The sequence below is a fragment of the Agromyces sp. Marseille-Q5079 genome (assembly GCF_051016555.1).
Lineage (GTDB): Bacteria > Actinomycetota > Actinomycetes > Actinomycetales > Microbacteriaceae > Agromyces.
On record NZ_JBPEJF010000001.1, the window covers coordinates 484,429 to 505,196 of the forward strand.

At 64.1% G+C, this 20,768-nt stretch carries 24 protein-coding genes and 1 pseudogene; 15 read left to right on the top strand and 10 right to left on the bottom strand.

The window, feature by feature from the left end; genetic code table 11:
- Positions 1 to 248: 248 nt before the first annotated feature.
- The gene (locus ACR3IO_RS02250) at positions 249 to 590 is read right to left on the bottom strand and encodes a nuclear transport factor 2 family protein (protein WP_434069530.1); all 342 of its coding nucleotides are present in this window, start codon (positions 588 to 590) and stop codon (positions 249 to 251) included.
- A gap of 199 nt (positions 591 to 789) precedes the next feature.
- On the opposite strand from ACR3IO_RS02250, the gene ACR3IO_RS02255 reads away from it, so the two are divergent.
- A complete protein-coding gene (locus ACR3IO_RS02255; protein ID WP_434069531.1) occupies positions 790 to 1,308 on the top strand; it encodes a hypothetical protein in 519 nt (172 codons plus the stop codon).
- Positions 1,309 to 1,450: 142 nt separating this feature from the next.
- Here the strand turns inward: ACR3IO_RS02255 and ACR3IO_RS02260 are convergent, their stop codons facing one another.
- On the bottom strand, positions 1,451 to 1,777 hold the full coding sequence (locus tag ACR3IO_RS02260) for a hypothetical protein (RefSeq protein ID WP_434069532.1): 327 nt from the start codon (positions 1,775 to 1,777) through the stop codon (positions 1,451 to 1,453).
- 191 nt (positions 1,778 to 1,968) lie between these two features.
- Here ACR3IO_RS02260 and ACR3IO_RS02265 point away from each other — a divergent pair, with 191 nt between their 5' ends.
- The 3 genes and pseudogenes from ACR3IO_RS02265 to ACR3IO_RS02275 form a co-directional block, all read left to right on the top strand.
- The gene (locus ACR3IO_RS02265) at positions 1,969 to 2,421 is read left to right on the top strand and encodes a hypothetical protein (RefSeq protein ID WP_434069533.1); all 453 of its coding nucleotides are present in this window, start codon (positions 1,969 to 1,971) and stop codon (positions 2,419 to 2,421) included.
- Positions 2,422 to 2,853: 432 nt separating this feature from the next.
- Complete coding sequence (locus tag ACR3IO_RS02270) at positions 2,854 to 3,129, top strand: hypothetical protein (protein WP_434069534.1); 276 nt, start codon at positions 2,854 to 2,856, stop codon at positions 3,127 to 3,129.
- A 201-nt stretch (positions 3,130 to 3,330) separates the two neighbouring features.
- Positions 3,331 to 3,465, top strand: a pseudogene (locus ACR3IO_RS02275) (three-helix bundle dimerization domain-containing protein); the annotation flags it as partial.
- Positions 3,466 to 3,624: 159 nt separating this feature from the next.
- Here ACR3IO_RS02275 and ACR3IO_RS02280 read toward each other — a convergent pair.
- The 4 genes from ACR3IO_RS02280 to ACR3IO_RS02295 all read right to left on the bottom strand — a co-directional run bounded on the left by ACR3IO_RS02280 (position 3,625) and on the right by ACR3IO_RS02295 (position 6,565).
- A complete protein-coding gene (locus tag ACR3IO_RS02280) occupies positions 3,625 to 4,467 on the bottom strand; it encodes a hypothetical protein (protein ID WP_434069535.1) in 843 nt (280 codons plus the stop codon).
- Between the two features lie 310 nt (positions 4,468 to 4,777).
- Positions 4,778 to 5,134, bottom strand: a complete 357-nt coding sequence (locus ACR3IO_RS02285) for a hypothetical protein (protein WP_434069536.1) — start codon at positions 5,132 to 5,134, stop codon at positions 4,778 to 4,780.
- Entirely contained in the window at positions 5,131 to 5,517 is a 387-nt protein-coding gene (locus tag ACR3IO_RS02290; protein WP_434069537.1) for a hypothetical protein, read from the bottom strand. The genes ACR3IO_RS02285 and ACR3IO_RS02290 overlap by 4 nt, the downstream gene beginning before the upstream one ends.
- Positions 5,518 to 5,785: 268 nt before the next feature.
- Positions 5,786 to 6,565 carry a phosphotransferase enzyme family protein gene (locus ACR3IO_RS02295; protein ID WP_434069538.1) on the bottom strand — a complete coding sequence of 260 codons (780 nt, stop codon included), beginning with the start codon at positions 6,563 to 6,565 and terminating at the stop codon, positions 5,786 to 5,788.
- A 272-nt stretch (positions 6,566 to 6,837) separates the two neighbouring features.
- Here ACR3IO_RS02295 and ACR3IO_RS02300 point away from each other — a divergent pair, with 272 nt between their 5' ends.
- The gene (locus tag ACR3IO_RS02300) at positions 6,838 to 7,500 is read left to right on the top strand and encodes a helix-turn-helix domain-containing protein (RefSeq protein WP_434069539.1); all 663 of its coding nucleotides are present in this window, start codon (positions 6,838 to 6,840) and stop codon (positions 7,498 to 7,500) included.
- Between the two features lie 144 nt (positions 7,501 to 7,644).
- Positions 7,645 to 8,151: a VOC family protein gene (locus ACR3IO_RS02305; protein WP_434069540.1), complete on the top strand. Its 507-nt coding sequence runs from the start codon at positions 7,645 to 7,647 to the stop codon at positions 8,149 to 8,151.
- Positions 8,152 to 8,334: 183 nt separating this feature from the next.
- Here ACR3IO_RS02305 and ACR3IO_RS02310 read toward each other — a convergent pair whose 3' ends face one another.
- Positions 8,335 to 9,156, bottom strand: coding sequence for an inositol monophosphatase family protein (locus tag ACR3IO_RS02310; RefSeq protein ID WP_434069541.1), 822 nt, complete (start codon positions 9,154 to 9,156; stop codon positions 8,335 to 8,337).
- A gap of 140 nt (positions 9,157 to 9,296) precedes the next feature.
- On the opposite strand from ACR3IO_RS02310, the gene ACR3IO_RS02315 reads away from it, so the two are divergent.
- From ACR3IO_RS02315 to ACR3IO_RS02325, 3 genes are all read left to right on the top strand, one after another.
- The gene (locus ACR3IO_RS02315; RefSeq protein WP_434069542.1) at positions 9,297 to 9,554 is read left to right on the top strand and encodes a hypothetical protein; all 258 of its coding nucleotides are present in this window, start codon (positions 9,297 to 9,299) and stop codon (positions 9,552 to 9,554) included.
- A gap of 305 nt (positions 9,555 to 9,859) precedes the next feature.
- Positions 9,860 to 10,183: a hypothetical protein gene (locus ACR3IO_RS02320; RefSeq protein ID WP_354244369.1), complete on the top strand. Its 324-nt coding sequence runs from the start codon at positions 9,860 to 9,862 to the stop codon at positions 10,181 to 10,183.
- Positions 10,184 to 10,253: 70 nt separating this feature from the next.
- Positions 10,254 to 11,096 carry a potassium channel family protein gene (locus tag ACR3IO_RS02325; RefSeq protein ID WP_434069543.1) on the top strand — a complete coding sequence of 281 codons (843 nt, stop codon included), beginning with the start codon at positions 10,254 to 10,256 and terminating at the stop codon, positions 11,094 to 11,096.
- 55 nt (positions 11,097 to 11,151) lie between these two features.
- Here ACR3IO_RS02325 and ACR3IO_RS02330 read toward each other — a convergent pair whose 3' ends face one another.
- On the bottom strand, positions 11,152 to 11,793 hold the full coding sequence (locus ACR3IO_RS02330; protein ID WP_434069544.1) for a TetR/AcrR family transcriptional regulator: 642 nt from the start codon (positions 11,791 to 11,793) through the stop codon (positions 11,152 to 11,154).
- 76 nt (positions 11,794 to 11,869) lie between these two features.
- Here ACR3IO_RS02330 and ACR3IO_RS02335 point away from each other — a divergent pair, with 76 nt between their 5' ends.
- The 5 genes from ACR3IO_RS02335 (at position 11,870) to ACR3IO_RS02355 (ending at position 16,967) form a co-directional block, all read left to right on the top strand.
- Positions 11,870 to 13,387: a purine-cytosine permease family protein gene (locus ACR3IO_RS02335; protein WP_434069545.1), complete on the top strand. Its 1,518-nt coding sequence runs from the start codon at positions 11,870 to 11,872 to the stop codon at positions 13,385 to 13,387.
- Complete coding sequence (locus ACR3IO_RS02340) at positions 13,384 to 14,421, top strand: agmatine deiminase family protein (protein ID WP_434069546.1); 1,038 nt, start codon at positions 13,384 to 13,386, stop codon at positions 14,419 to 14,421. Before ACR3IO_RS02335 ends, ACR3IO_RS02340 begins: the two co-directional genes overlap by 4 nt.
- Positions 14,418 to 16,136, top strand: a complete 1,719-nt coding sequence (locus ACR3IO_RS02345) for an amidase (RefSeq protein WP_434069547.1) — start codon at positions 14,418 to 14,420, stop codon at positions 16,134 to 16,136. The genes ACR3IO_RS02340 and ACR3IO_RS02345 overlap by 4 nt, the downstream gene beginning before the upstream one ends.
- 133 nt (positions 16,137 to 16,269) lie before the next feature.
- Entirely contained in the window at positions 16,270 to 16,764 is a 495-nt protein-coding gene (locus ACR3IO_RS02350; RefSeq protein WP_434069548.1) for a DUF2975 domain-containing protein, read from the top strand.
- Positions 16,764 to 16,967, top strand: a complete 204-nt coding sequence (locus tag ACR3IO_RS02355; protein WP_434069549.1) for a helix-turn-helix domain-containing protein — start codon at positions 16,764 to 16,766, stop codon at positions 16,965 to 16,967. The genes ACR3IO_RS02350 and ACR3IO_RS02355 overlap by 1 nt, the downstream gene beginning before the upstream one ends.
- Positions 16,968 to 17,084: 117 nt before the next feature.
- Here ACR3IO_RS02355 and ACR3IO_RS02360 read toward each other — a convergent pair whose 3' ends face one another.
- A complete protein-coding gene (locus ACR3IO_RS02360; RefSeq protein WP_434069550.1) occupies positions 17,085 to 18,452 on the bottom strand; it encodes a hypothetical protein in 1,368 nt (455 codons plus the stop codon).
- A gap of 168 nt (positions 18,453 to 18,620) precedes the next feature.
- On the opposite strand from ACR3IO_RS02360, the gene ACR3IO_RS02365 reads away from it, so the two are divergent.
- Positions 18,621 to 19,379 (top strand): phosphotransferase, encoded by a 759-nt coding sequence (locus tag ACR3IO_RS02365; RefSeq protein WP_434069551.1) that lies wholly within the window; start codon positions 18,621 to 18,623, stop codon positions 19,377 to 19,379.
- 121 nt (positions 19,380 to 19,500) lie between these two features.
- On the opposite strand, the gene ACR3IO_RS02370 is transcribed toward ACR3IO_RS02365, so the two are convergent.
- Positions 19,501 to 20,682, bottom strand: a complete 1,182-nt coding sequence (locus tag ACR3IO_RS02370) for an MFS transporter (RefSeq protein WP_434069552.1) — start codon at positions 20,680 to 20,682, stop codon at positions 19,501 to 19,503.
- Positions 20,683 to 20,768 lie beyond the last annotated feature (86 nt).

Below are 20,768 nucleotides of genomic sequence, written 5' to 3' on the forward strand. Positions count from 1 at the left end.
TCGAGAGACTGCCGCGCCGCGTCGGCGAGACGAGCGCTCGGAGTTCGACGACCGGGACCTTCGCGCTGGTATCCGGATTCTTGGTGGTCCTGTCCGTTGGACTGATACTCGACGCGGGTCGCCGACTTATCGCGGGCTGAACAAAACTCGACCGAACCCCCACCAGGCGGGCGCCGCAAGCGGATCGTTTCCGGGCGTGGCTGGAAGGCTTGCCCCGCGTTCGGACGGGTACCCGGCGGTGCTGTAGATCAGTCGACCGCGCCACCGAAGTAGACCTCAACCTCGCGCACACGGCCGTCGCGGACCGTCGATGCCTCGGTGTTTCGCCACCTCCGGCCGTTCACCACGTACTCATAGCGATGCAGCACGACACCGTCGACTTCAACAAGTTGGAGTGTTCGAGCGGCCTGGTCGAAATGATCTGCGGTCGGGAAGCATCGCTGAAGCCAAGTGGTCTTGTCGAGGTGATCGTCCTGAGGACTCGTGAACACGAAATCGTCGGCCATAAGGCTCTCCGCCCGATCTCGGTCTTGCTCACGGAACGCGCGCATGAACGCATCGACCGTTTCCACGCTGCTGAGCTCGCTCATGACCGCAGGCTACTCAGCAAACGCCGCGTCGACCAGGAGTCGACCACACGAGGAGATCGCACAAGGATCCCTCAGCGACAGCTCACTTGGCTGCGCCTCGGACATCACCGCGCGCTCCAGCAGGCCTGGCCGTCGTCGTTCGCGCATTTCGGGCAGCCCGAATGCGAACATGGGACTGCGGGGAATGTACAGTCGGGACGTGGTCGGACTTCCCGTTGTCGGAGCGGATATCGTGCACCTCGACAAGAACACGTTCATGTGGGTGCAGCTGACTCATTTCGGGGAAGCTCCCGAGGGCGACATGTCCGCGATCGCTGCCCTGATCGCGAGCCCCGGGTACGCGGACGACTATGCGTCCCCTTTCCACATCGAGCAGCGGCCGGTCGAACCTCCCGTCCACGGACGCTGGTGGCTGAGTGCGATCGAGGCGGGCAGCTTCGAGCCCACGACGGCCGTGGAGGCAGAGCAACGGATCCGATCATGGGTCGACGATCAAGACTGGGTCGACCCGTCGTATCGGCAGCCGCCCGACGTTCTACGACGTCTCCAGACGGTCTTCGACCTACTGCGGGTTGGGAAGGTGTACGCCCTGTCGAACCCTGGCGACGACGCGATGCACGATTACGGGGCCGTAACAGGCGGCTTGGGCTTCCACGAGTTCGTGGTGATCGATCGCGCCAACGGAACGGTCCACGTAGTGGTTGCCTCCGACGACTGAGGTGACCGACCACCACGCCACAACCCGACCGCTGAGTGAATGACGCCCGCAAGCCGGTCGCCCAGCGCGCCACGTTGAGTCGCAGGGTCGCTTAGGTCGTCTCAGGACGGATCGTCGCGCAAGCGGATCCGCGTGCGGGCCGTTAGTCCGACTTGGTCATGCTGAACGTCACCGACGTGCTGCCTGGGGTGAAGTCGCCGGCCAGGCGGACGAGATTGCGCTGGGCAAGCCAGCCATGCTCGCGTGATTCGGCGTGATCGACGGTCTCAACGAACAGTTCGAACCTTCGCTCGCCACGCTCTTGGGCCAGCCAGGTGAGGACTTCCTCGACTGAACCCGCTCCAGTGATGCGCTGTGGATCATGTTGGGCTGACTGCTCGACATCGTCTCCGGTCCAGAAACAGACCCAGTAGACCGATGCGTCCTGCTGTTGTGCATCGAAGAACGACTCATCCCATTCGGCTAGCATTCGATCCCCTCTGTCGGCTTCGACGTTAGCGCCGTGCGCACGTTCTAGACATGCAACAGAAGGGAAACTCGACTGTCGCGTCGGGGATCCTTGATTGCATCAGCGTCTGGCGTGTTCGAAGTGACGGGGCTGCTGCCAACGGAGCTGGCCGAGTTCACCTCGATTCCATGTCTGGCCGCGACACTTGCCGTATGACGTTGCGGGATCTGGCATGGGGTGTGGCTCTCTGGCCGCTTACCGCGGCGACGGCTTGGTTCGTCTTCGTCGAGGACTGGGACATGGCCGCGAGCTCCGTACTCGGTTTGCTGCTGGGTACCGCCCTCGCATACGGACTGTGCGGGGCGTTGGTGTGGTTGCCCGCGGGCGCATGGCTTTCCGGGAAGCTTCGTCGGGTTCCGCTGATAGGCAGGGCCATCGTCTTCGCGGTGTTCGGCTTCGTACTCGGTACGGTGGTGGTTGGGACACTCGCCCTCATATCGGGTAACGCGACCTGGCCGAACTCGCTCGGTGTCGTGCTACAGCACGCGATGGTTGCCGCGGCCGCGTCCCTTCTTGGCTGGATGCTGGCGACCGTGAATGCATCACGGCGTCGCCGGACAAGCGCTGAGCAAGTGATATCGACCGACCGGTCACGCAACCCGTGAGGCTTCACCAACGCGCCGCAGTCCTACCTCCCTGCGCCCGACTCGCAGCAGGTGATAGCCACCGCGTGAAGTCATCGCCAGGGTGTTTCTTCAGGGGCTGCGTGCGGGGAGACTCCAAGTGCCGGATGGAGGCTGGAGGGCAAATGTTTGGTGATGAGGGCATTGACCCGCTCAGTGCCCTCGCCCTCGTGGTCCTCCTTTTGATCGGCGCTGTTGCGATGGGTGTGGCTGCCGATCGACGCCGCTGACCATGTCTGCTGAACTCGCGTCGGATCGACCATGCGTTGAGGGACGCCGTGGGAGATGGCTCCGCCCATCGTTGTCGCACAGAGATGCCGCTAACAATTCCAGGTCCGTGCCGGGGAGGAAGCATTGACGGCCTTTCGTGCGGACGGCATTCCGACGCGAGGGAGTTGGTTGTAGCTTTCGGGTATGCCAGCGTCACGAAGGTACATTGCGGTAGATGCGTTGACGGTGACCGCGTTTCCTCTTTCCGACAACACCGGGTACGTCGTCCGCGTCGGTGACCGCGACTACGAAGGCGTCTACCTCGGTGCGGTCTTCCACACGGACGCGGGCTGGCTCGCATACGCTCCTCCCGCGGAGAACGGGTCGTCCGAACTGCTCGGGTCGAACACCGATCTTGACGACTTGATGACGGATTGCTTCCTCAGGCGGATGAGGCTCACGGACGACCTCGACTGGTGACCTCCGTCGCAACCAGCGCATCCGGCAGTTGCAGGCAACCGCGGGCCAGCGGGCACCCCGGGACGTGACGAATGCTCGCAGAGTCTTGACCGTGAATGCCTCCGGCGTTGAGACTCAGATCAGCAGCAACGCGAGGGTGGCGAGGCACGTGGGGTCGAAGAGGTCGTTGACCGTCTCGCGTCGAAATACCCCGGAGTCGAGCGTGCCGAGATCGAGAAGATCGTGGCCGAGGAGCACAAGACCTTTGACGGCCATCCGGTTCGTGACTTCGTGCCCGTCTTGGTAGAGAAGCACGCGAAGACCCGAGTGAAGCATCTCGCAGTGCACAACGGATGAAGGCCGGGAGGACGCATGTTCGCTGACGAGAGCGTAGAGGCGATCAGTGCCCTCGTTTTCGTCTTTCTCCTCCTGATCGCCACGGTGGCAATGGGAGTGGCTGCTGGCCGGCGCCGCTGACATGACTCGCGATTCACGAACCTGATCAACCTGAGGCTTTCACTGCTCGAGGAACCGCACGGGGTTACCTGCGATGTGCAGTCGCGATGACCGGATGGCTTCCTCGATCGCCCGGTGCTGGTGATCCGGGGCGACGATCTGCACTTTCTCGACTCCGTCGATCGGCGTCCCTCCGCCATCGGCCCAGTAACTGCTGATTGCATGGTCTTCGGCGAGCTCGGTGAGCATCGCAAGGTATCGATCGCTCTCGCCCGACTCGAGAATGAGGCCGAGGTTCATGGCGTTGATCTCGACCTCACCGTTCCCGGCCATACCGGCCGCCGTAAGCAGTTCGTCGGCGTGCTCGATCAGCGGCAGAAGATGGGTGAACCCGGTCGAGGGTTCTCGTTCGAGCGCGACGAGGGACAATCTGCCTTCCTCCCAGATGGCCGGTTGAATCGCAACACCCGGGACGACCCGGTCGAGTTCAGAGACGAGCCGAACCGCATCGAGTCCGAAGTCAGGACACCGCGCGTTGCGACTTCCGGCGTTCGGGGCCTGTGGTGCCGCGTGCAGTGACACCTCGGTTGCGGCGGGCGTCTGCACGTGAATCGACCAGGTGATGGCGTCAGGATAGTCGGTCGAGCAGGCCGCCTCGAGCAAGCCGGGAAGTCCGGCCTGCTCCACCGTGACCGACATCCACGACGTCGGATCGGAGAAGGTCGGAGCCTCGACCCATCGCTCCGTGTCGACGCTGTGCACGCCGGAGATGTTCCCGACATGTCGTTCGAATTCGTCGAACTCGGGCGTCGAACGATCGAAGTGAGTTTCGTTGACCATCCACCCGAAGACCACGACAGCGCCGACCGCGAAGCCACCGATCGAAAGCACCAGAACGGACACCCACGCACGCGTCGCGATCTTCGCCCGAGAGCGACCGGCATCCCCACCCTCAGGCGCCGAGCCCGGACTCAACGAGTGCGTCGTGGGCATCGCATTGCCCTCCCCGTTAAATCGAACGGCCCAAAAACGGTAACAATTTATGGCACGGCCCAACGGCAACGAACGTAGCCCACGAAGACAACGACCACCTGACGAAACCTCGAACCAAAGACGAACCTTGACCGCCCGCAGACCGATCCGTCTGCGGGCGCAGTCGTTGGGTCTCACGTGGGCCGTTGGGAGTCGCACCTGCGCCGATGGCCAGCGCCCGTCACATCGCGTCGAGGCGAACAAGGCGCGCTGTCAGGGAGGTTTCGTCGGCGTCAGTGCTGAGCTCGCAGACCCACTCGAAGCGAGCGTCGTCCTGATCTGATCTGATGATCCCGAGGTAGCGTTCACCCGGTGTTGAGGCGGGATCATCCTCAACCGATGCGCGGATGGTCTGCGCGCTGCTCGACCACCCGACTGCCTCGATCGCCAAGCTCACACAGACCTCAGGGAGGCGGTCACGCAAACCGTCGTATTCGAGATGGATGGAGCCGCCGCGATCCGACAGGCATGACGCGAGGCTGATCACCACGAGGGCTGCGACGCAGGATGCGATTACCGAGCGGCCGGCCTCGTTCATCGTTCCACCCGGTCGATCGAGGTGAGTTCGGCATGGAGCGTATCCTCGCCCTCTGCGACGGTCACCGTGCATGTCCATTCGTAGCGCTCGTCGCCATTGTCGCGCAGCACCGTCGTGGTCCCTTTGATGCTCAGCGCCTCGTTAGCGATCTCCTCGACCGTGACGTCCGAGACTTCAATCAGTCTCGGTGCGGCTTGGTTCTCCCGGTGGGAATCGGCGGATGACAGTTCTGCGCAGGCCACCACCTTCCCGCGGTCGACTTCGTCGTAGTCGATGCGCAGAGTGCTCTCGGCCCAATCTGGTGAGCATCCAGTCAGGGACCCGATCAGCAGTGCTCCGAACCCACACTGCGCCAGAGCTGCTACTGCTCGCATGCGCGTCACCGGTCGCATGCGGCGCCGTGGCCGTGCGTTTGAGTGTTGCTGACGCGCCACGAGCACCCCGATTTATCGGAGGAGCTACACAGCTCCAGATCTTGGAACGGCCGCGAGTGAATGCATGGTCCGCGTAGCCAAAGAGTATCCACGTGCTGCGCATCAGGTGTTTCGCGAAGGTGAATTCACCCATCGCGCGCACGTAAGGCGCCGCCCGCAGACGGATCGGGCTATCGGGCGTTTCAGCCGAGCTCGCCAGGCGAATCGAGACCGTGTGTCACGTCCAGCCGAAGTCCTTCGAGACCGCAACAACGACCTGGTCAAACTCGTACCGCTCGGCGCTGGTGAGCGGGGCAACCTCGTTGTACGCCGAGACGAACACCTCTCGAGTCGCACGGCTTATCGGCTGCCAATCGTGATACCGGGTTCCGAGGAGAACCGCTGACCGAGCCAACTCCTCAGCCCGACTGCCGTATGACGCGTCGTCGAAGTCCAGAATGGCGGTGATTGCACCATCCACCTGAAGGATGTTCGCAGACCGGAAGTCCCCGTGCACGAGCTGCTGGCCATCGGGGGGAAGCCGATCCCCGAACGGCCCCGGATAGGACGCCAACGCGCCATGCAACGAAGCCAGCATTCGACCAGCAGCATCCACCTGACCCGCATCCTCCACGTCAAGCAGGCTTCCCCCGACGAACGGGTAAACGCTGACTGAGTAGCCGCCCCGATCGACTCGCACACGGCCATCGATGGCGATAAGGGGGGCGGCGACTGGAATTCCTTCGTCCTGAAGCCACGCGATAACCGCGTCGACATTCGCGAGATGTCGAAACAACGACGCCTCGGCGCATACTTTGGCGACAAGGCGTCTGCCGTCTGCTGTTAACCACGCGAGCAGATTGCTTGCACTGATGACGAGACGGTCGCAGCTGTCGACGCGAACATCCCACTCTTCCCGAAGCGCTTCCTCCAGCCATGCGACTGCGTGACCCGCGTCACTGAATCCGAACCGAGTGGATAGTGCTGCATCCGCCGAGTCGACGGTCTCCCACAACATGTCAAGTCTTGGTCCCGGCGTCATCGGGACAGTCAATCACGCGTTCGCAGAGCGATCCGCTTGCGCGACGATCCGTCCTGTGACGACCTGCAACTCAAAGTGGCGCGCTGGGCGACCCCGCTGCGGGATCGGCAGAGGTGGAGTGCGGTCTCGGTTGTCCGGCGGCGGTCACGGTGCGAGTCGAGCCATCGAAGCGGATGGTTCCGCCGTGTGGGATCGTTGCTTGCGGGCAGAGTGCAACCGCAGGTGCCGCGATGGTTCGGGGAGGATGCATGTATGAGATCGAAGTCTGCGACGATCACCGACTGATCCACTCGATCTGGCGAGCACACGTCGTAGAACCCGACGAGTACCTCGAGCCGGCGAACGAGCATTGGGGGCTCGCATTCACGCGACTACCCGACGGGTCGATCACCGCCGAGCTCGCTGGCCCGACGCCGAGGCCGCGAATACTCGTCGGTATCGCCGGCGCGAGTCACTGGGGCGTAGAGCTCCACCCCGAAGTGACCATCGCACGCCTGCCGAAGTCGCAACTCGTCGGCCGGTTCGTCTCTCTGACCTGTGCAGACGGCACGTTCGCCGTGTCAGGCGAGTTGCTCCCGATTCCTGAATTTGAACAGCTTCACGCATGCGTCGAGGCCCTCGAGCAGCGAGGCATCGTGCGAGTCGATGCGCATGCGGCGCGCGCACTGCACGGCGACCGCACCGGGTACTCCACGAGAAGTTGGCAGCGCCGAGTGAAAGTCGCCACCGGGCTGAGCCCGACGCGTATCACTCAGTTCGCTCGGGCCAGGGCCGCCGAAGCCGCTCTCCGCCGAGGCAAGACTGCGACCGAGGTCGCGGCCGAACTCGGCTTCGCCGATCAGGCACACCTCACCCGCTCCTTCGTGGCGCTTCGGGCGGAGCGACCCTCCGACATCCGTCAGACGCCCTGATCGCCGCCGACGACGCTACCGCCGAACCATTCGCGGATTGTCGCAATTGTCCAAGGAGCTCGGGAGCGCGTGAGCCGATCCTGAAGGTGAGCGAAAGGTACGAATGTGAACAACATCCCACCAGCCCCCGAGGGTTCGAACACCGTGAACCCATTCATCATGTCCAACGGCGCGGCCGCACTGATCGACTTCATCGTCGCGGTGTTCGGCGCCACCGATGTTGCCGAAGCCCGCACTCTCGACACCGACGGGCTCATCCTGCACTCCGAGCTGCGGCTCGGTGACTCGACCATGACGGTCGCAGATCGGAAGCCCAACTGGCCGTTCACCCCCGCGTTCACACGCGTGTACGTCGACGATGTCGACGCGACGCTCGGTCGCGCCGAGCAGCACGGCGGCACTGTCATCACGAAGCCAACCGACTTCTTCGGCGACACCTTGTCGCGGTTCTCAGACCCGTCCGGCAACATCTGGTGGGTCTACAAGCACTTACCGGCGACGGCCTGGGACGGCGAGACCCAAGCTGATGCCTCGGACTGGTCGCAGGCCAGCGGTGACGATGACTGGTCGAGCTTCACGAGCCCGGAGCTCGAGTACATCCACGACACACTTATGGACGCGATGGGCTCCCTCGAGGATCCACGCGGCTGACGCGGAGGGCCGCAGCCCTGGGCAAATTCGCTAGGGACGGAGCGATGATCCGCAGGCCGATCCGCCTGGGGTGGTGCGGTGACCGTATTGCACTTTCGCTGCGGTCGAGGACGTGTAGTAGCCGGCTGCCAGGCCCCGTTGGCCGAGCTCTTGCAGGATTCGCCGAACCTCGAGGGCAGGGATCTACGCTTGCTCGCCCGCCTCTGCGAGGGCACTTCGGTGATGACGCTGTCCGTCCAGAAGGACTTGAAGTTCGTCCACTGTGCGTGGATGACCCACGATCACGAGGTCGCCTGTGGCGTCGGTGTACATGCGTGCGCCCGCTTCGGTGGCGATAAGCGCCCCACCGACAAGGTCCCAGGGCTCATTGCGGTAGGCGATGACGGCTCCGAGCCGTCCAGTGGCTAGAAGTCCCCAATCGACAGATGGAGCCCACGTGCGAAGGACTCGCTTGGTCTGGCGTTCGAGTGCGCCAAACAGGGTGTTTCGACGAGCGTCGTTGTGGCCGACCGCATATCCCTGTGTGAGTGAAACGGTCGTGTTCGCGAGCGGTTCTGCGCCATGGAGCAAGAGACGCTGCGGTGGCCTTGCGTCGATGGAGAGCCACGCGCCGGTACCGGCGACAGCCCAGTAGGTTCGGCGACGTGGGGAGTCGTGTACTACTGCTGCGACCGGGATGTCGTGATGGCAGAGTGTGATGCACACGCCATAAATGTCGAGGCCGAGGACGTAGTTGTTGGTGCCATCCAGCGGGTCAATAAGCCAGCGGAATTCGGTCAGTTCTCCCCCTTGTTCGCCATCTTCCTCTCCAAGGATCGAGTGATCGGGGTATTGGGTCGCGATGGCTGCAGCGATTCGTCGTTCGACTGCGCGGTCGACGTGGGTGACGAAGTCGGCTCCGTCGCCCTTTGCCTCGATTCGCGCCTCTTCGCGCTCAGCGACCGCGAAATCGCCAGCATCGCGGGCGAGTTGGATGGCGAGGTCTGCCGCGTCTTGGAAATCCACTGGGTAACAATAGCCAGCCGGCGGCGAGAACGGTGGACTCAAAAGCCTGTGTCCGGCCGAGGATGCCGCTGGCGGATCGATCATCGCGACAGTTCAGATTGCGTTGGCGCCCATCGAACCTGAAGCTCTACCCTGAGCGAATGACAACGTCGCAGCATTCGCGAGGGGTCGCTGCGCATCGCTGGCGATGGGTCGGACTGGCCGCGCTCGTCGGCGTCGTTGTTTTCTTCGTCACCAGCATCACGCAAGGAGTCTGCTTCGACTCCGCAGATCCCGCGAAGAGCTATTGCGAGTCCGGACCGGCGATTGGGGTTGCCGGAACTTGGGTCGCATGGATCGCGTATGTCGCCTTCGCCGCGTACTGCATCGCCAAGGCAGTCCGGGTGCGCAAAGTCTGACGTTCTGACCGGTCGAGGATCCGCTTGTGCTCTGGGCACCGTGTCGACCGAACCGCTACGGGCCACGGTGTTGGCCATCGCCGAGGGGCGGTTACGCTTCCGTCATGCAGCCACCGCCTCCCAAGCATGAAATGTCGGTGCTCACTTCGGCTTGGACTGAGGCTGCTGAGGAATGCATCGGGGGACGGTGGCCGAGACGGACCAAGATCCGCACGGTAATCCGGTTCCGCGATTGGCTCGTTGATGGGCGTTCCCTTCGTGACCGGGTCGCATACGGTGATCCCCGCGATGACCAGCGCCCGCTTATGTACGAAACGAACCAGTACGACGCCGGCGTCGCCGCCAGCCTGCATGCTCTGCTTTCCAGCGACGTCGGCGCGGAGGAAGAATCGGTGCGGTTTCCTGACGGACGAACCGCCATCTTGTTCTGCGGCAGGTGTGGCGATATCTGGTGCGGCGCGATCAGTGCGCGCGTCGAAGTCGGTCAGCAATTCGTCGAGTGGAGCGATATCGCCTTCCAAGACCGCGTGACGAACGAGATCAGCCTGGATGGGCCGAAACTCACGCTCCGGTTCGAACGGACCGCTTACGAGCGCACCATCCGGGCTCTCATCAACGGGTGGCGCTGAAGGATCCGTGATTGCGAGCTTGCGAGGGCGATCGAGTGGAGCGCAATTCGCTCGCATCTAGGCTGACCGCATGGATCAGCAACGCTGGCAGAAGCTCGTCGATTGGCCGCTCGCGATCGCCGCTTTGGCGTTTCTCATCGCATATTCGTGGCAGGTGATCGGCGAGCTCACCGGCGCAGCCGCGACTATCGCGGAGACAATCATCTGGTTCACCTGGGGACTGTTCGTGATCGACTACATCGTGAACCTGTGCCTCGCGGAGAAACGCTGGCGCTGGTTCTACACGCACCTCTTGGATCTCGCCATCGTCGTTCTCCCGATGCTCCGACCGCTCCGGCTGCTTCGGCTGGTGACGCTTCTCGCGGTACTCCAACGCACCGCCGGCGCAGCGTTCCGCGGTCGAGTGATCCTCTACGTCATCGGTGCGTCCTTGTTGTTGGTTTGGGCTGCTGCCGTCGCGGTTCTCGACGCCGAGCGAGGCCAGGATGGCTCCATCCAGACGATCGGGGATGGACTGTGGTGGGCGTTCGTGACCATCACGACCGTCGGGTACGGAGACTTCTTCCCGGTGACACCGACGGGTCAGCTCGTTGCGGTCGGCGTGATGATCGGCGGTATCGCGCTAATCGGTATGGTGACCGCCACGTTGGCTTCCTGGATCGTCGAGAAGGTCGGCGAGTCCAACAAGCAGGAGGAAGCCGCCACGAAAGCTGAGATGGAGCTCCTCACTTCAGAGATCCGAGCCCTCCGGGAAGCACTCAGTCAGAGCCGAGCAAGGCACCGGCTCGCTGGCCGCCCCGCACGCGGATCCCTCAGTGCGACTGGGGTTCAACGCTCCCGAGCCCCCTCGGCGATACAACTGGAGCGGACCCCCAGGTCGGGCACACGGGTCGTGGTGACACGTCGAGTGTGAGCGTCCGCAGCCCCAGCTCTTCCGTGGGCTTTTCTGCTGTTGGGGATGGCGGGGCTCAGGCGGTCGGTTCGCCGAGCGTTCCGGGGCGGAGCCCGAGGATGCCTTCGGCGGCTTCGAAGATCAAGGTACTGCGCGAGGCTGGGGCTTCCTGCAGTACGAGTGCTTGTTCGTTGATGCCGTCGATCAACCCGAGGATCTGCCACGCGGCAGTCTCCGGATTCACGACAGTGAAGTCGCCGCGGCGTGAACCATCGGCGATAACGCTGGAGAACAGCTGCTGCCATGCGTCGAGGGAAGCTCGGACTGACGCCGCGAGGCGTCGATTGCGATACCCAATCGCCAACGCCTCCACCCAAACGAGCGTTGTCTTGCTCCGATTGCCGTCGAGAAGCGTCGAGCACAAGGCGCTCAAACGCTGTGCGGGTGTTCGCCACCCGGAGGCAGCCGCGCGCACTTCGTCGAGTTCTCGATCGGCGATACGGGCGAACGTTTCTGCGACGAGCCCGTCGATGCCGTCGGAGTAGTGCGCCACGAGTGTGGAGGTCACGCCCGTTCGGGCGGCGACGGAGCGGAGTGTGAGGGCGGAGAGACCCTGCTCGGTCGCCAATTCACAGGCGCCCTCGAGAATCTCCGCCGCTCGTACTGCGGGCGCTTTGCGAGACACGCTTTTGCCGGTCGTGCTGGTGCTGGTTGACATGCCCCCTCCTGCATGACACTCTAGCCCGAGCTTATTTATCAAGTGATAAACAATACGTGCTCGAAGGAGAGTAGCCGTGACCAACAGCACCCGAGACACCGTGCCTCGCGACGACGGCGCAGGCGCTGCGCGGCCTGTCCCTTCGTCGCACGTCGAGGTGCGCGGGATCGACTTCATCCCCGACGACGAGCGCCACGGACGTCCGTTCGACCTGTTCTGGGTTTGGATGGGGTCGAACGTGAACTACCTCTCGTTCACGTTCGGGGGCCTGCTGATCCTGATCGGGCTGAGCGTGTGGGAGGCGATCATCGTCACCCTGTTGGGCAGCCTCTGGTGGATCGCAGTCGGTTGGCTGTCGGTCAGCGGTCCGGCTTCAGGAACGCCGAGCGTCACGGTGATGCGTGCCATGTTCGGAATCCGAGGCAACCGGATCTTCGGGGCAGGTCAGGGACTGGTCATCGGGCTGTTCTACGAGATCATCAACATCACGGTCGCAACGTTCGCCACTCTCGCACTGCTCGAACATGTCGGGGTCCACCTTCCTGCGAACGCAAGATGGGCAGTGCTTCTGGTGATCGCGATGCTGAGCTTCGTGCTCAGCGTGTACGGATACGACGCCATCGTGAAGGCATCACCCTACTTCTCCGCGGCACTCGCACTCGCGTTCGTCGTGCTCGGGTTCTTCGTCTTCAGCCAGGCGGACTACGCCTACACCGCGGAACCGCTCGAACTGAAGGATCACTGGGCCGCCTTACTCCTCGGCTACGCCATCGTGGCCTCGGGGCCGCTGTCGTGGGGAACCGGCGCCGATTACTCGAGGTACCTGCCGAAGAGGACCTCAATGGCCGCGGTCGGATGGTGGACCGCGCTCGGCGGAGTGCTCCCGACCCTGTTCATCAGCCTGATCGGAATCTTCGCCGCGACGGCTATCGATATGACTGATCCGCAGCTCACGATCCACGAGATCGTGCCGTCGTGGTTCGCCCCGATCTTCCTCGGGATCGTGATCGTCGGCTGCATCACCAACAACGCCCTGGTGGCCTACTCGGCGGGTCTCTCAGCACAGGGACTCGGGTTCAAAGCGCCTCGGTTCGTAATGGTGCTGATCACCGGCCTGATCGCCACCGCCGCCGCGTACTGGCTCACGTTCCTGTCTTCCGGATTCCTCGACACGATGGAGTACGCGCTCGAGCTCACGGTCACGATCCTCGGCCCACTGATGGCGATCTACGCGGTCGACATCTTCCTTCGGCGCAACCGCTACGACGGCATCTCACTGAACGATGAACGACCCGGCGCCCCGTTCTGGTACTCAGCCGGTTGGTTCTGGCCCGGCGTCATCGCGCAGCTGGCCGGCACCGCGGTCGCACTCCTCATGGCGAACACAACGCTGTACATCGGCCCAATCGCGCACGCCCTCAACGGCGCGGACCTCTCGGCGATCGTGGCGCCGGTCCTCGCCGGCGCGCTGTACGCCGTGCTGTGGCGCACCGCGGCACCATTCGGAGACCCGACACGGCGACCCGGGGGAGCGCGCGACCTCCAAGGCCCCCGCACACACGAACTCACTCACCAACTGGAGGAACAACGATGAACTGGCGGATGCCCAGTGAGACCCACCCACACGAGCGCACCTGGATGGCGTTCCCGTGTGAAGGCCCCGCGCTCGGCGGGTCCGAGGAGAGCCGCGAGGCCACGTACCTGGCTTGGGCCGAGGTCGCGAACACCATCGTCGAGTTCGAGCCGGTCTCGATGCTCGTGGACCCTTCCGAATCGCGGCGGGCTCGCGCCATGCTGACCGCTGACGTGGAACTCTTCGAGACTCCGATCGACGAGTGCTGGATGCGCGACCACGGACCGACCTTCGTCCTGGACGACGAACGTCCCGGAGCGCTCGGCGCCGTGGACTGGGTGTTCAACGGGTGGGGCGCGCATTCCTGGTCGCGCTGGGAGCGAGCGAATCAGAACGCCCGCTTCGTCGCGGACCTGGTCGGCGCGACCCGGATCAGCTCGCTGCTGGTAAACGAAGGCGGCGGCATCCATGTCGACGGCGAGGGCACCGTGCTGCTCACCGAGACGGTCCAGCTGGATCCCCGCCGCAACCCCTACGCCGACAGGGAACGTGTCGAGGCGGAGCTCGCCCGCACGGTCGGGGCGACAAGAGCGATCTGGCTGCCCCGCGGACTCACGCGCGACTACGAGGACTTCGGCACCAGCGGGCACGTCGATATGCTGGCCACGATCACCTCACCCGGCGAAGTACTGCTGCACACCCAGACGAATCCCGAGCACCCCGACTACGAGGTCTCTCGACAGCTGAAGGACGTGTTGTCGGAAGCCATCGACGCGGCAGGGCGCAGGCTCCGGGTCACCGAGTTGCCTGCTCCCGCGGTTGTCCACGACGAGGAGGGCTTCGTCGACTACAGCTACGTGAACCACCTCGTCGTCAACGACGGCATCATCGCCTGCGGCTTCGGAGAACCAGAAGCCGACGCCAACGCGCGAGACATCCTCGAAGCCGCGTATCCCGGGCGCCGAGCAGTCACGGTCGAGGCCCGCCCCATTTTCGCCGACGGCGGAGGCATCCACTGCATCACCCAGCAGCAGCCGAAGGTCACCGCGGCATGAGCTCCGTGAACGTCGTCGAAGCATCGATCCGCGATCTCGCCGCCGCCCTCGCGGACGGCCGCACCACCGCCGTCGAGCTCCTCGACGCGTACCTGGGGCGCATCCGCCAGTACGACGAGGTTGGCACACCGGTCGCGCTCAACGCGTACGTCGTCATGAATCCCCGGGCCCGGGCCGAAGCCACCGAATCCGACCAGCGGCGTGCTCGAGGCGCGACACTCGGTATCCTCGACGGGATCCCGTACTCGGCCAAGAACAGCTACCTGGCGCAAGGACTGACTGCCGCGGCGGGGTCTCCGGCATTCACCGAACTTGTCGCCCAGCATGACGCGTTCACCATCGAGCGTCTTCGCGGTGCAGGCGCCGTGCTCATCGGGCTCACGAACATGCCGCCGATGGCGAACGGCGGCATGCAGCGCGGAGCGTACGGCCGTGCCGAAAGCCCGTACAGCGCCGACTGGCTCACCTCGGCGTTCGGCTCGGGATCATCGAACGGCTCCGGAACTGCGACGGCGGCATCCCTCTGCGCTTTCGGGCTCGGCGAAGAGACCTGGTCCAGTGGACGAGCGCCGGCCTCGAACAACGCGCTCTGCGCGTACACACCGAGTCGGGGCATCGTATCGATGCGGGGAAACTGGCCACTCACGCCCACTATGGACGTGGTCGTGCCGCACACCCGCACGATGGACGACCTGCTCATCCTGCTGGACACGATCGTGCATCCCGATCACTGCACTCGCGGGGACTTCTGGCGCGAACAACCCTGGCTCGACATCCCCGACGTGCTCGCGCATCGCCCGGAGAGCTACGCGGAGGTGGCCAGCGCGACCGTTGAAGCCGCACGCGCCGCGCTGCGAGGCAAACGCCTCGGCGTGCCGCGCATGTACATCAACCAGGACCCCGACGCGGGCACCGGCACCCCGGGAGGCATCGGCGGGCCGACCGGCCAGCGTATCGAGACCCGGGCCTCGATCATCGAGCTCTGGAAGGCTGCGCGCCGCGACCTGGAGACGGCCGGTGCCACGATCGTGGAAGTCGACTTCCCACTCGTGTCGAACTACGAAGGCGACCGAGCCGGCGCCCCGAGCATCACATCGCGAGGGCTCGTCAGCACGGACTACCTTCACGTTGAACTCGTCGATCTCGCGGCCTGGTCGTGGGAGGACTTCCTCAACGCGAACGGCGACCCAAATCTGTCCACTCTCGCGCAGATCGACGGGGACATGATCTTCCCGGATCCGCCCGGCGCGCTCCCCGACCGCTACGAGGGGTTCGACGACGGCGTCGAACAGTTCCCGGCTGTCGTCGCCGCCACTCCCCGCACCCACTTCACCGAGATCCCGTTTCTCGCCGAAGGCATCGCCGGACTGGAGGAAACCCGCCGCCGGGACTTCGACGAATGGATGACGCAGCACGATCTCGATGCCGTCGTATTCCCTGCCGTCGCTGACGTCGGTCCCGCTGATATGGACGTCAACCCGAGCTCCGCGGGCGCTGGCTGGAAGAACGGCGTCTGGGTAGCCAACGGCAACATCACGATCCGGCACTTCGGGATCCCGACCGTGACCGTACCAATGGGAAGCATGAGCGACACTCGAATGCCGGTGGGACTCACCTTCGCCGGCATTCCGTACAGCGACATCTCGCTGCTGCGCCTCGCCTCAGCATTCGAACGTACTGATAAGCGTCGCATACCGCCGGCGCGAACACCCTGACGGTCGGTTCGCGGATATCCGCGAGGGGATCCATCACCGCGACGTGCGGACGTGGGCTCGCAGGGCGATCCCAAGTTAGCCTGGCCAAATGCATCTATTGACTTTCGATAGGTCGTCTATCGACAATCGATGCATGGATTACGACCTTCCGCGCCCCTCTCGCAGTCTCATCATCTTCACTCAGTCGCTTCTGGGGGCGCTGTTCCTCGTTGGTGTTGGGGCGCTCGTGCTTCTGCCCGGCATCAGTGCGGAGGTCGCGGCGAGCTTGCCTGAGTACGCGGATCTGCGCGATCCGCTGCTCGCCTTGGCGATTGCGTTCATCGCTCTCGCGCTCGTCGCGCTCGCGATGATCTCGTTGCTCGTGCACCGCATCTACCGCGGAACCGTGCTGGCCCGTACATCCTTGCTCTGGGTCGACGTCCTCGTCACCTCCCTCGCGTGCGCTGTCGTGCTCGTGATCACCAGCTTCGTGGTGATCAGCAATGGGCAGGCGGGTAGTCCGTTGCTCGGGCTCATTCAGGTGATCGTCGTTCTCGTCCTCGTCGTGTTGGGCTGCGTCACTCTTGTGCTCCGATCGCTGCTTCGGCGCGCGATGCTGATGCGTGCCGAGCTGGAGGAGGTCATCTGATGCCGATCCGCATCTCGATCGACCGCATGCTGGTCGAGCGCCGGATGAGCGTCGGCGACTTCGCCGAAGCGATCGGTATCACGCCGGCGAACGTCGCCGTGCTCAAGAACGGCCGTGCGAAGGCGGTGCGATTCTCCACACTCGACGCGATTTGCCGCGTCCTTGACTGCCAGCCCGGAGACCTCCTGCACTACGAAGAGTGAAGAGAGCAGAAGCCCGTGAACGTCCACAGACGGATCCCTCACCGATCGCCCTCGGGTCGACGATTTGTCAGGTGCTCAACCCTTGTGTCGTTCGTGAGTCATCATGTCCGGCGGACTTTAGTGAGGGTCAGCAGTCGGAGAAGGCGGGAGCTCGTCATCCTGGGACGACAACGCGGCTGAGGGGATGTCTGTGGGAACTCCCGAATCGACCACGACTTCGTCGGGCTTGCGTAGCCGAGGCGGGGCGGCGGACCAGTCCTTGAGCCGTTGGCCCACCACGTCGTACGAGACGAGGATGGCGTCCATCACCGAATCGATGAATCCGGACCTCCCCGCAAGTCGCGCGGCACCCATTTTGCCAAGGTACGTGACCGTGAACGACTTGATCTCCTTCGAGGGATCCGCGACGAGCACGTTTGGGTCCTCGCGCGCGGCCTTCAAGAGTTCTGCGGTTCCGCCTCGTTGCCGGGTGGCGAATGCTTCAATCCGCAGCTGGTCAGGTGCTTCTTTCAGCTGACGGAGCAACCAGTTGACGCGGGTTGTCGGTCTGCCTTCGGCGGGAGCGCCGGTGGAGAACGAGCAAGTTATCTGGCCCGCGCGAATATCTACGGTCACGGTCAGTGGCGAGACCGCGTTGGGAATACGGATCGCGCCCGACATCTTGCCGTCGTTGACCAACATCTCGGTGACGGCCGCAATGCGAAGCGTCGGGTCTGCGATCTCGGCCTTTGACAAGATCTGAGTGACATCAGCGCCGAGTCGTTGCCCCAGCTTGAGGGCGCCGTAGCGGAGCAGCGCATCGAATCGGCCTGCGACTTGGGCAGCATTCTTGTCAGTCTTGCGAAGAGTGCCGCTGGAGACCGAGTCGCGAACAGGCACCCAGCTGGGACCCATGTCCGTGAACTCGACCGCACCCGACTTCGGGTGCTCGAGATACCGGATCAGCTCGCCTAGGATCCACGCCTGATCTGGGTCCGCGACGCCGCGGAATTCCTTCTGCATGACCGCGGCGGTCAGCACCTCCGTCCATGACAGATGGTGCATCGGAACGTATTTGGACTTGCGCTTGTCGACGACAGTCGGATGGGCGCCGGCCGCCGGTGAGATCTCGTTGGAGATCGTCAGCAGCGCATCAAAGCGGTGTTCCCGTGCGACATCCAGGTAGTTCTCCAGCTGTTCCCGCTGGAGCTCGTTGTTGCCTGTCTTGACTTCGACCAGTGCAGTCCAGACTTTGGTTCCCCGCTTCACCCGAATGAGGCCGTCGGGGAAGACCTTCTTGTCACCCAGGGCGAATGGCACCTCGATGAAGGTCTCGATTGCGCCAGCCGGTGCGCCCATCCGGCTCGTGAGGACCCGGCCATACTCTTTCACGGAGCTCATCACCGCGAGCAGCGCGGATGTCGCACGGCGCTCCTGCTCCTCAGCACCGTTGATTCCTGACGTCGGGATCAGACGCGCAGCATTCCAGGGATTCTCTTCTACCACTTCAACTCCGTCATTGACGCGATTTACCCCACGCTAGCGTCAACCCACCGCCGTCTCCGGTATTTCAGGCGGTAGCGCCTTGAAGGATCCGCTTGCGGAGGCAGCGGATGTGGGCGCAGCCCAGAGTGGTAGCCAAGTTAGCCACGATGCCGTCGATACTCTCATCGGATGGCTGAGGACGAGATCCCACTGCACGGGGGGAACGCAACGACAGGGGTGGTTCGCGTCGGGTCAACGGTGCGGAAACCGTGGACGAGTTCGACTGAAGCTGTCGTGAAGTTCGTCAGCTCGCTCGTTGACGCTGGAATCGATGCTCCACTGCCGCTGGGTCGAGACGAGCGTGGCCGCCAGATCATCGAGTTCGTCCCTGGGCAGCTCGCCGAGGATGCCGGACCGCTCTCGCTTGCAGATCTCACCCGCGTCGGCCGAATGGTGCGAGAGATCCATGACGCGTCCGAAGGCCTCAGTTCATCGGACACGGCTTGGGAGATTTTGATTCCCTCCCGAGGCACTCCGAACCTGATCTGCCACAACGACCTGGCGCCGTGGAACCTGATCATCGGAGATCGGTGGGTATTCATCGACTGGGACGGCGCCGGTCCAAGTAACCGTGTATGGGATCTGGCGTACGCGGCGCAAGCCTTCACGTTGAACGACGCGACAGAGGCTCCCGCCCACGCTGCCGAGCGCCTCAGAGCATTCATCGACGGCTATGGCGCTGATCAGACGCTGCGAGCTCAGCTTCCACGCGTCATGGCAGAACGGGCAGCAGCAATGCACGATCTCTTGCGGGCCGCGCACGAGACCGATCGCCAGCCCTGGTCGACGATGTACTTGGCAGGACACGGCGCCCACTGGCGTGCGGCAGCAGATTACGTTTCCCGGAACCGGGCGGTCTGGGAGACAGCACTCGTCCCGGCTGAGTAGCAAGTATTTCGACCGAACGCCCGTACGTGGATCGCCTACCGGTACGCCTCTCAGGTCGCTGAGCGCCGCCCGCCGATAGGAACGACGGTGAGTGAACCGGCAACATGCTCAGTCGCGATCGTCAGGTACCGGGCGTCATTTTGGCGGGCGCCCGAATGACGGACGCAAGCGCGAGGGTGACGGCGACGGATGCCGCGGCGACGAGCGTCATCGCGACTGTCGGAGACGTCGCCTGAGCGAGGCCGCCCGCGATGACGGCACTGATGCCCTGCATCGCGAGCGTGCCCGACGAGACGAGACCGAGTGTGTGGCCCGCGTACTCGGGAGGCGTGCGCTCCATGAGCTGTTCCTGCAGCACGAGGCTCGCCGCGAACCCGATGGAGGCGGCGAAGACGACGACTGCCGCAAGCGGGAGTGGCAGCGCGAAGACGAAGAACAGGTACGGCACGGCGAGCAGGAGTCGGAGCGGTGCCCCGAGTCGAGCTCGCTGGTACGCGGTCAGGAAACGGCCGACGACGACGCTGCCGAGCAGGCTTCCGGCCGCCGCGCAGGCGAACAGCACACCGGCGACCTGCGGTTCCAACGACACGAAGAGCGACTCGGCACCGACGATGAGTCCGTTCGGCACCCACAGCGCAAGGTAGAAGGGAAGCAGCGATCTCGAACCGAGCAGGCGACGGTTCAGCCGCCACGTCGTTCCGATGGAGGACGATCCTGAGATGCGTGCGGCGCGCTCCGAGAGGAACGCCGCTACGAGGGCAGACCCCGCGAAGAGCGCCGCACCCAGGATGAGCGTCGCGCGAGGTGTGAGCAGCAGGACGAGCCCCGCGCCGAGCATGTACCCGAGGATCTGTACTCCGCTCGCGGCTATCGAGGTCACGGAGCGGCCGAGCACGAATCCATCGGGGGGCAGGATCTCGTGGAGGAGCCCGAGGCGTACTCCGGCGGCGAGCGAGGCGACGATGCCCTGTACGAACAGGACGGCGAAGGCCACCCCGGTGGGCAGACCGGGCACGGCCTGGATCGCGGTCGTGATGGCGAACACGATCGTCGTCCCGATGATCGCGGCTTTCGGCGGGAGCCGGTCCGCTGCTGAGAGCAGGGTCGACGCGCCGAGGAGCTGGGCGAGCGCGGGGCCGAACATCGCCAGTGCCGAGAGCAACGGCGACTGGGTCTGGCGGTACACGAGCGTCGCGGTCGCGAGCCCGCTCAGCGCCGTTGCCGCGTTCTGTAGGACGAGCGACACGATGAATGGGGCGAATTCGGGCGTGCGGAACAGTCGACGATATGTGTGGAGGGGCATGAAAAAAGCCTCCGACCGGGTCCCGGACGGAGGCTTTCTACTGAGGACAGTTTAGCGTGTCCGCCGGTCGGCGAGCTCGCGGGCAC

Excerpts from the sequence above, each read along its gene's own strand:
- ACR3IO_RS02330 (WP_434069544.1), bottom strand. The coding sequence starts at position 11,793 with ATGTCAACCAGCACCAGCACGACCGGCAAAAGCGTGTCTCGCAAAGCG.
- ACR3IO_RS02325 (WP_434069543.1), top strand. The coding sequence starts at position 10,254 with ATGGATCAGCAACGCTGGCAGAAGCTCGTCGATTGGCCGCTCGCGATC.
- ACR3IO_RS02270 (WP_434069534.1), top strand. The coding sequence starts at position 2,854 with ATGCCAGCGTCACGAAGGTACATTGCGGTAGATGCGTTGACGGTGACC.
- ACR3IO_RS02295 (WP_434069538.1), bottom strand. The coding sequence starts at position 6,565 with ATGTTGTGGGAGACCGTCGACTCGGCGGATGCAGCACTATCCACTCGG.
- ACR3IO_RS02285 (WP_434069536.1), bottom strand. The coding sequence starts at position 5,134 with ATGAACGAGGCCGGCCGCTCGGTAATCGCATCCTGCGTCGCAGCCCTC.
- ACR3IO_RS02370 (WP_434069552.1), bottom strand. The coding sequence starts at position 20,682 with ATGCCCCTCCACACATATCGTCGACTGTTCCGCACGCCCGAATTCGCC.
- ACR3IO_RS02300 (WP_434069539.1), top strand. The coding sequence starts at position 6,838 with ATGTATGAGATCGAAGTCTGCGACGATCACCGACTGATCCACTCGATC.
- ACR3IO_RS02320 (WP_354244369.1), top strand. The coding sequence starts at position 9,860 with ATGTACGAAACGAACCAGTACGACGCCGGCGTCGCCGCCAGCCTGCAT.
- ACR3IO_RS02265 (WP_434069533.1), top strand. The coding sequence starts at position 1,969 with ATGACGTTGCGGGATCTGGCATGGGGTGTGGCTCTCTGGCCGCTTACC.
- ACR3IO_RS02260 (WP_434069532.1), bottom strand. The coding sequence starts at position 1,777 with ATGCTAGCCGAATGGGATGAGTCGTTCTTCGATGCACAACAGCAGGAC.
- ACR3IO_RS02250 (WP_434069530.1), bottom strand. The coding sequence starts at position 590 with ATGAGCGAGCTCAGCAGCGTGGAAACGGTCGATGCGTTCATGCGCGCG.
- ACR3IO_RS02345 (WP_434069547.1), top strand. The coding sequence starts at position 14,418 with ATGAGCTCCGTGAACGTCGTCGAAGCATCGATCCGCGATCTCGCCGCC.
- ACR3IO_RS02350 (WP_434069548.1), top strand. The coding sequence starts at position 16,270 with ATGGATTACGACCTTCCGCGCCCCTCTCGCAGTCTCATCATCTTCACT.
- ACR3IO_RS02355 (WP_434069549.1), top strand. The coding sequence starts at position 16,764 with ATGCCGATCCGCATCTCGATCGACCGCATGCTGGTCGAGCGCCGGATG.
- ACR3IO_RS02340 (WP_434069546.1), top strand. The coding sequence starts at position 13,384 with ATGAACTGGCGGATGCCCAGTGAGACCCACCCACACGAGCGCACCTGG.
- ACR3IO_RS02315 (WP_434069542.1), top strand. The coding sequence starts at position 9,297 with ATGACAACGTCGCAGCATTCGCGAGGGGTCGCTGCGCATCGCTGGCGA.
- ACR3IO_RS02365 (WP_434069551.1), top strand. The coding sequence starts at position 18,621 with ATGGCTGAGGACGAGATCCCACTGCACGGGGGGAACGCAACGACAGGG.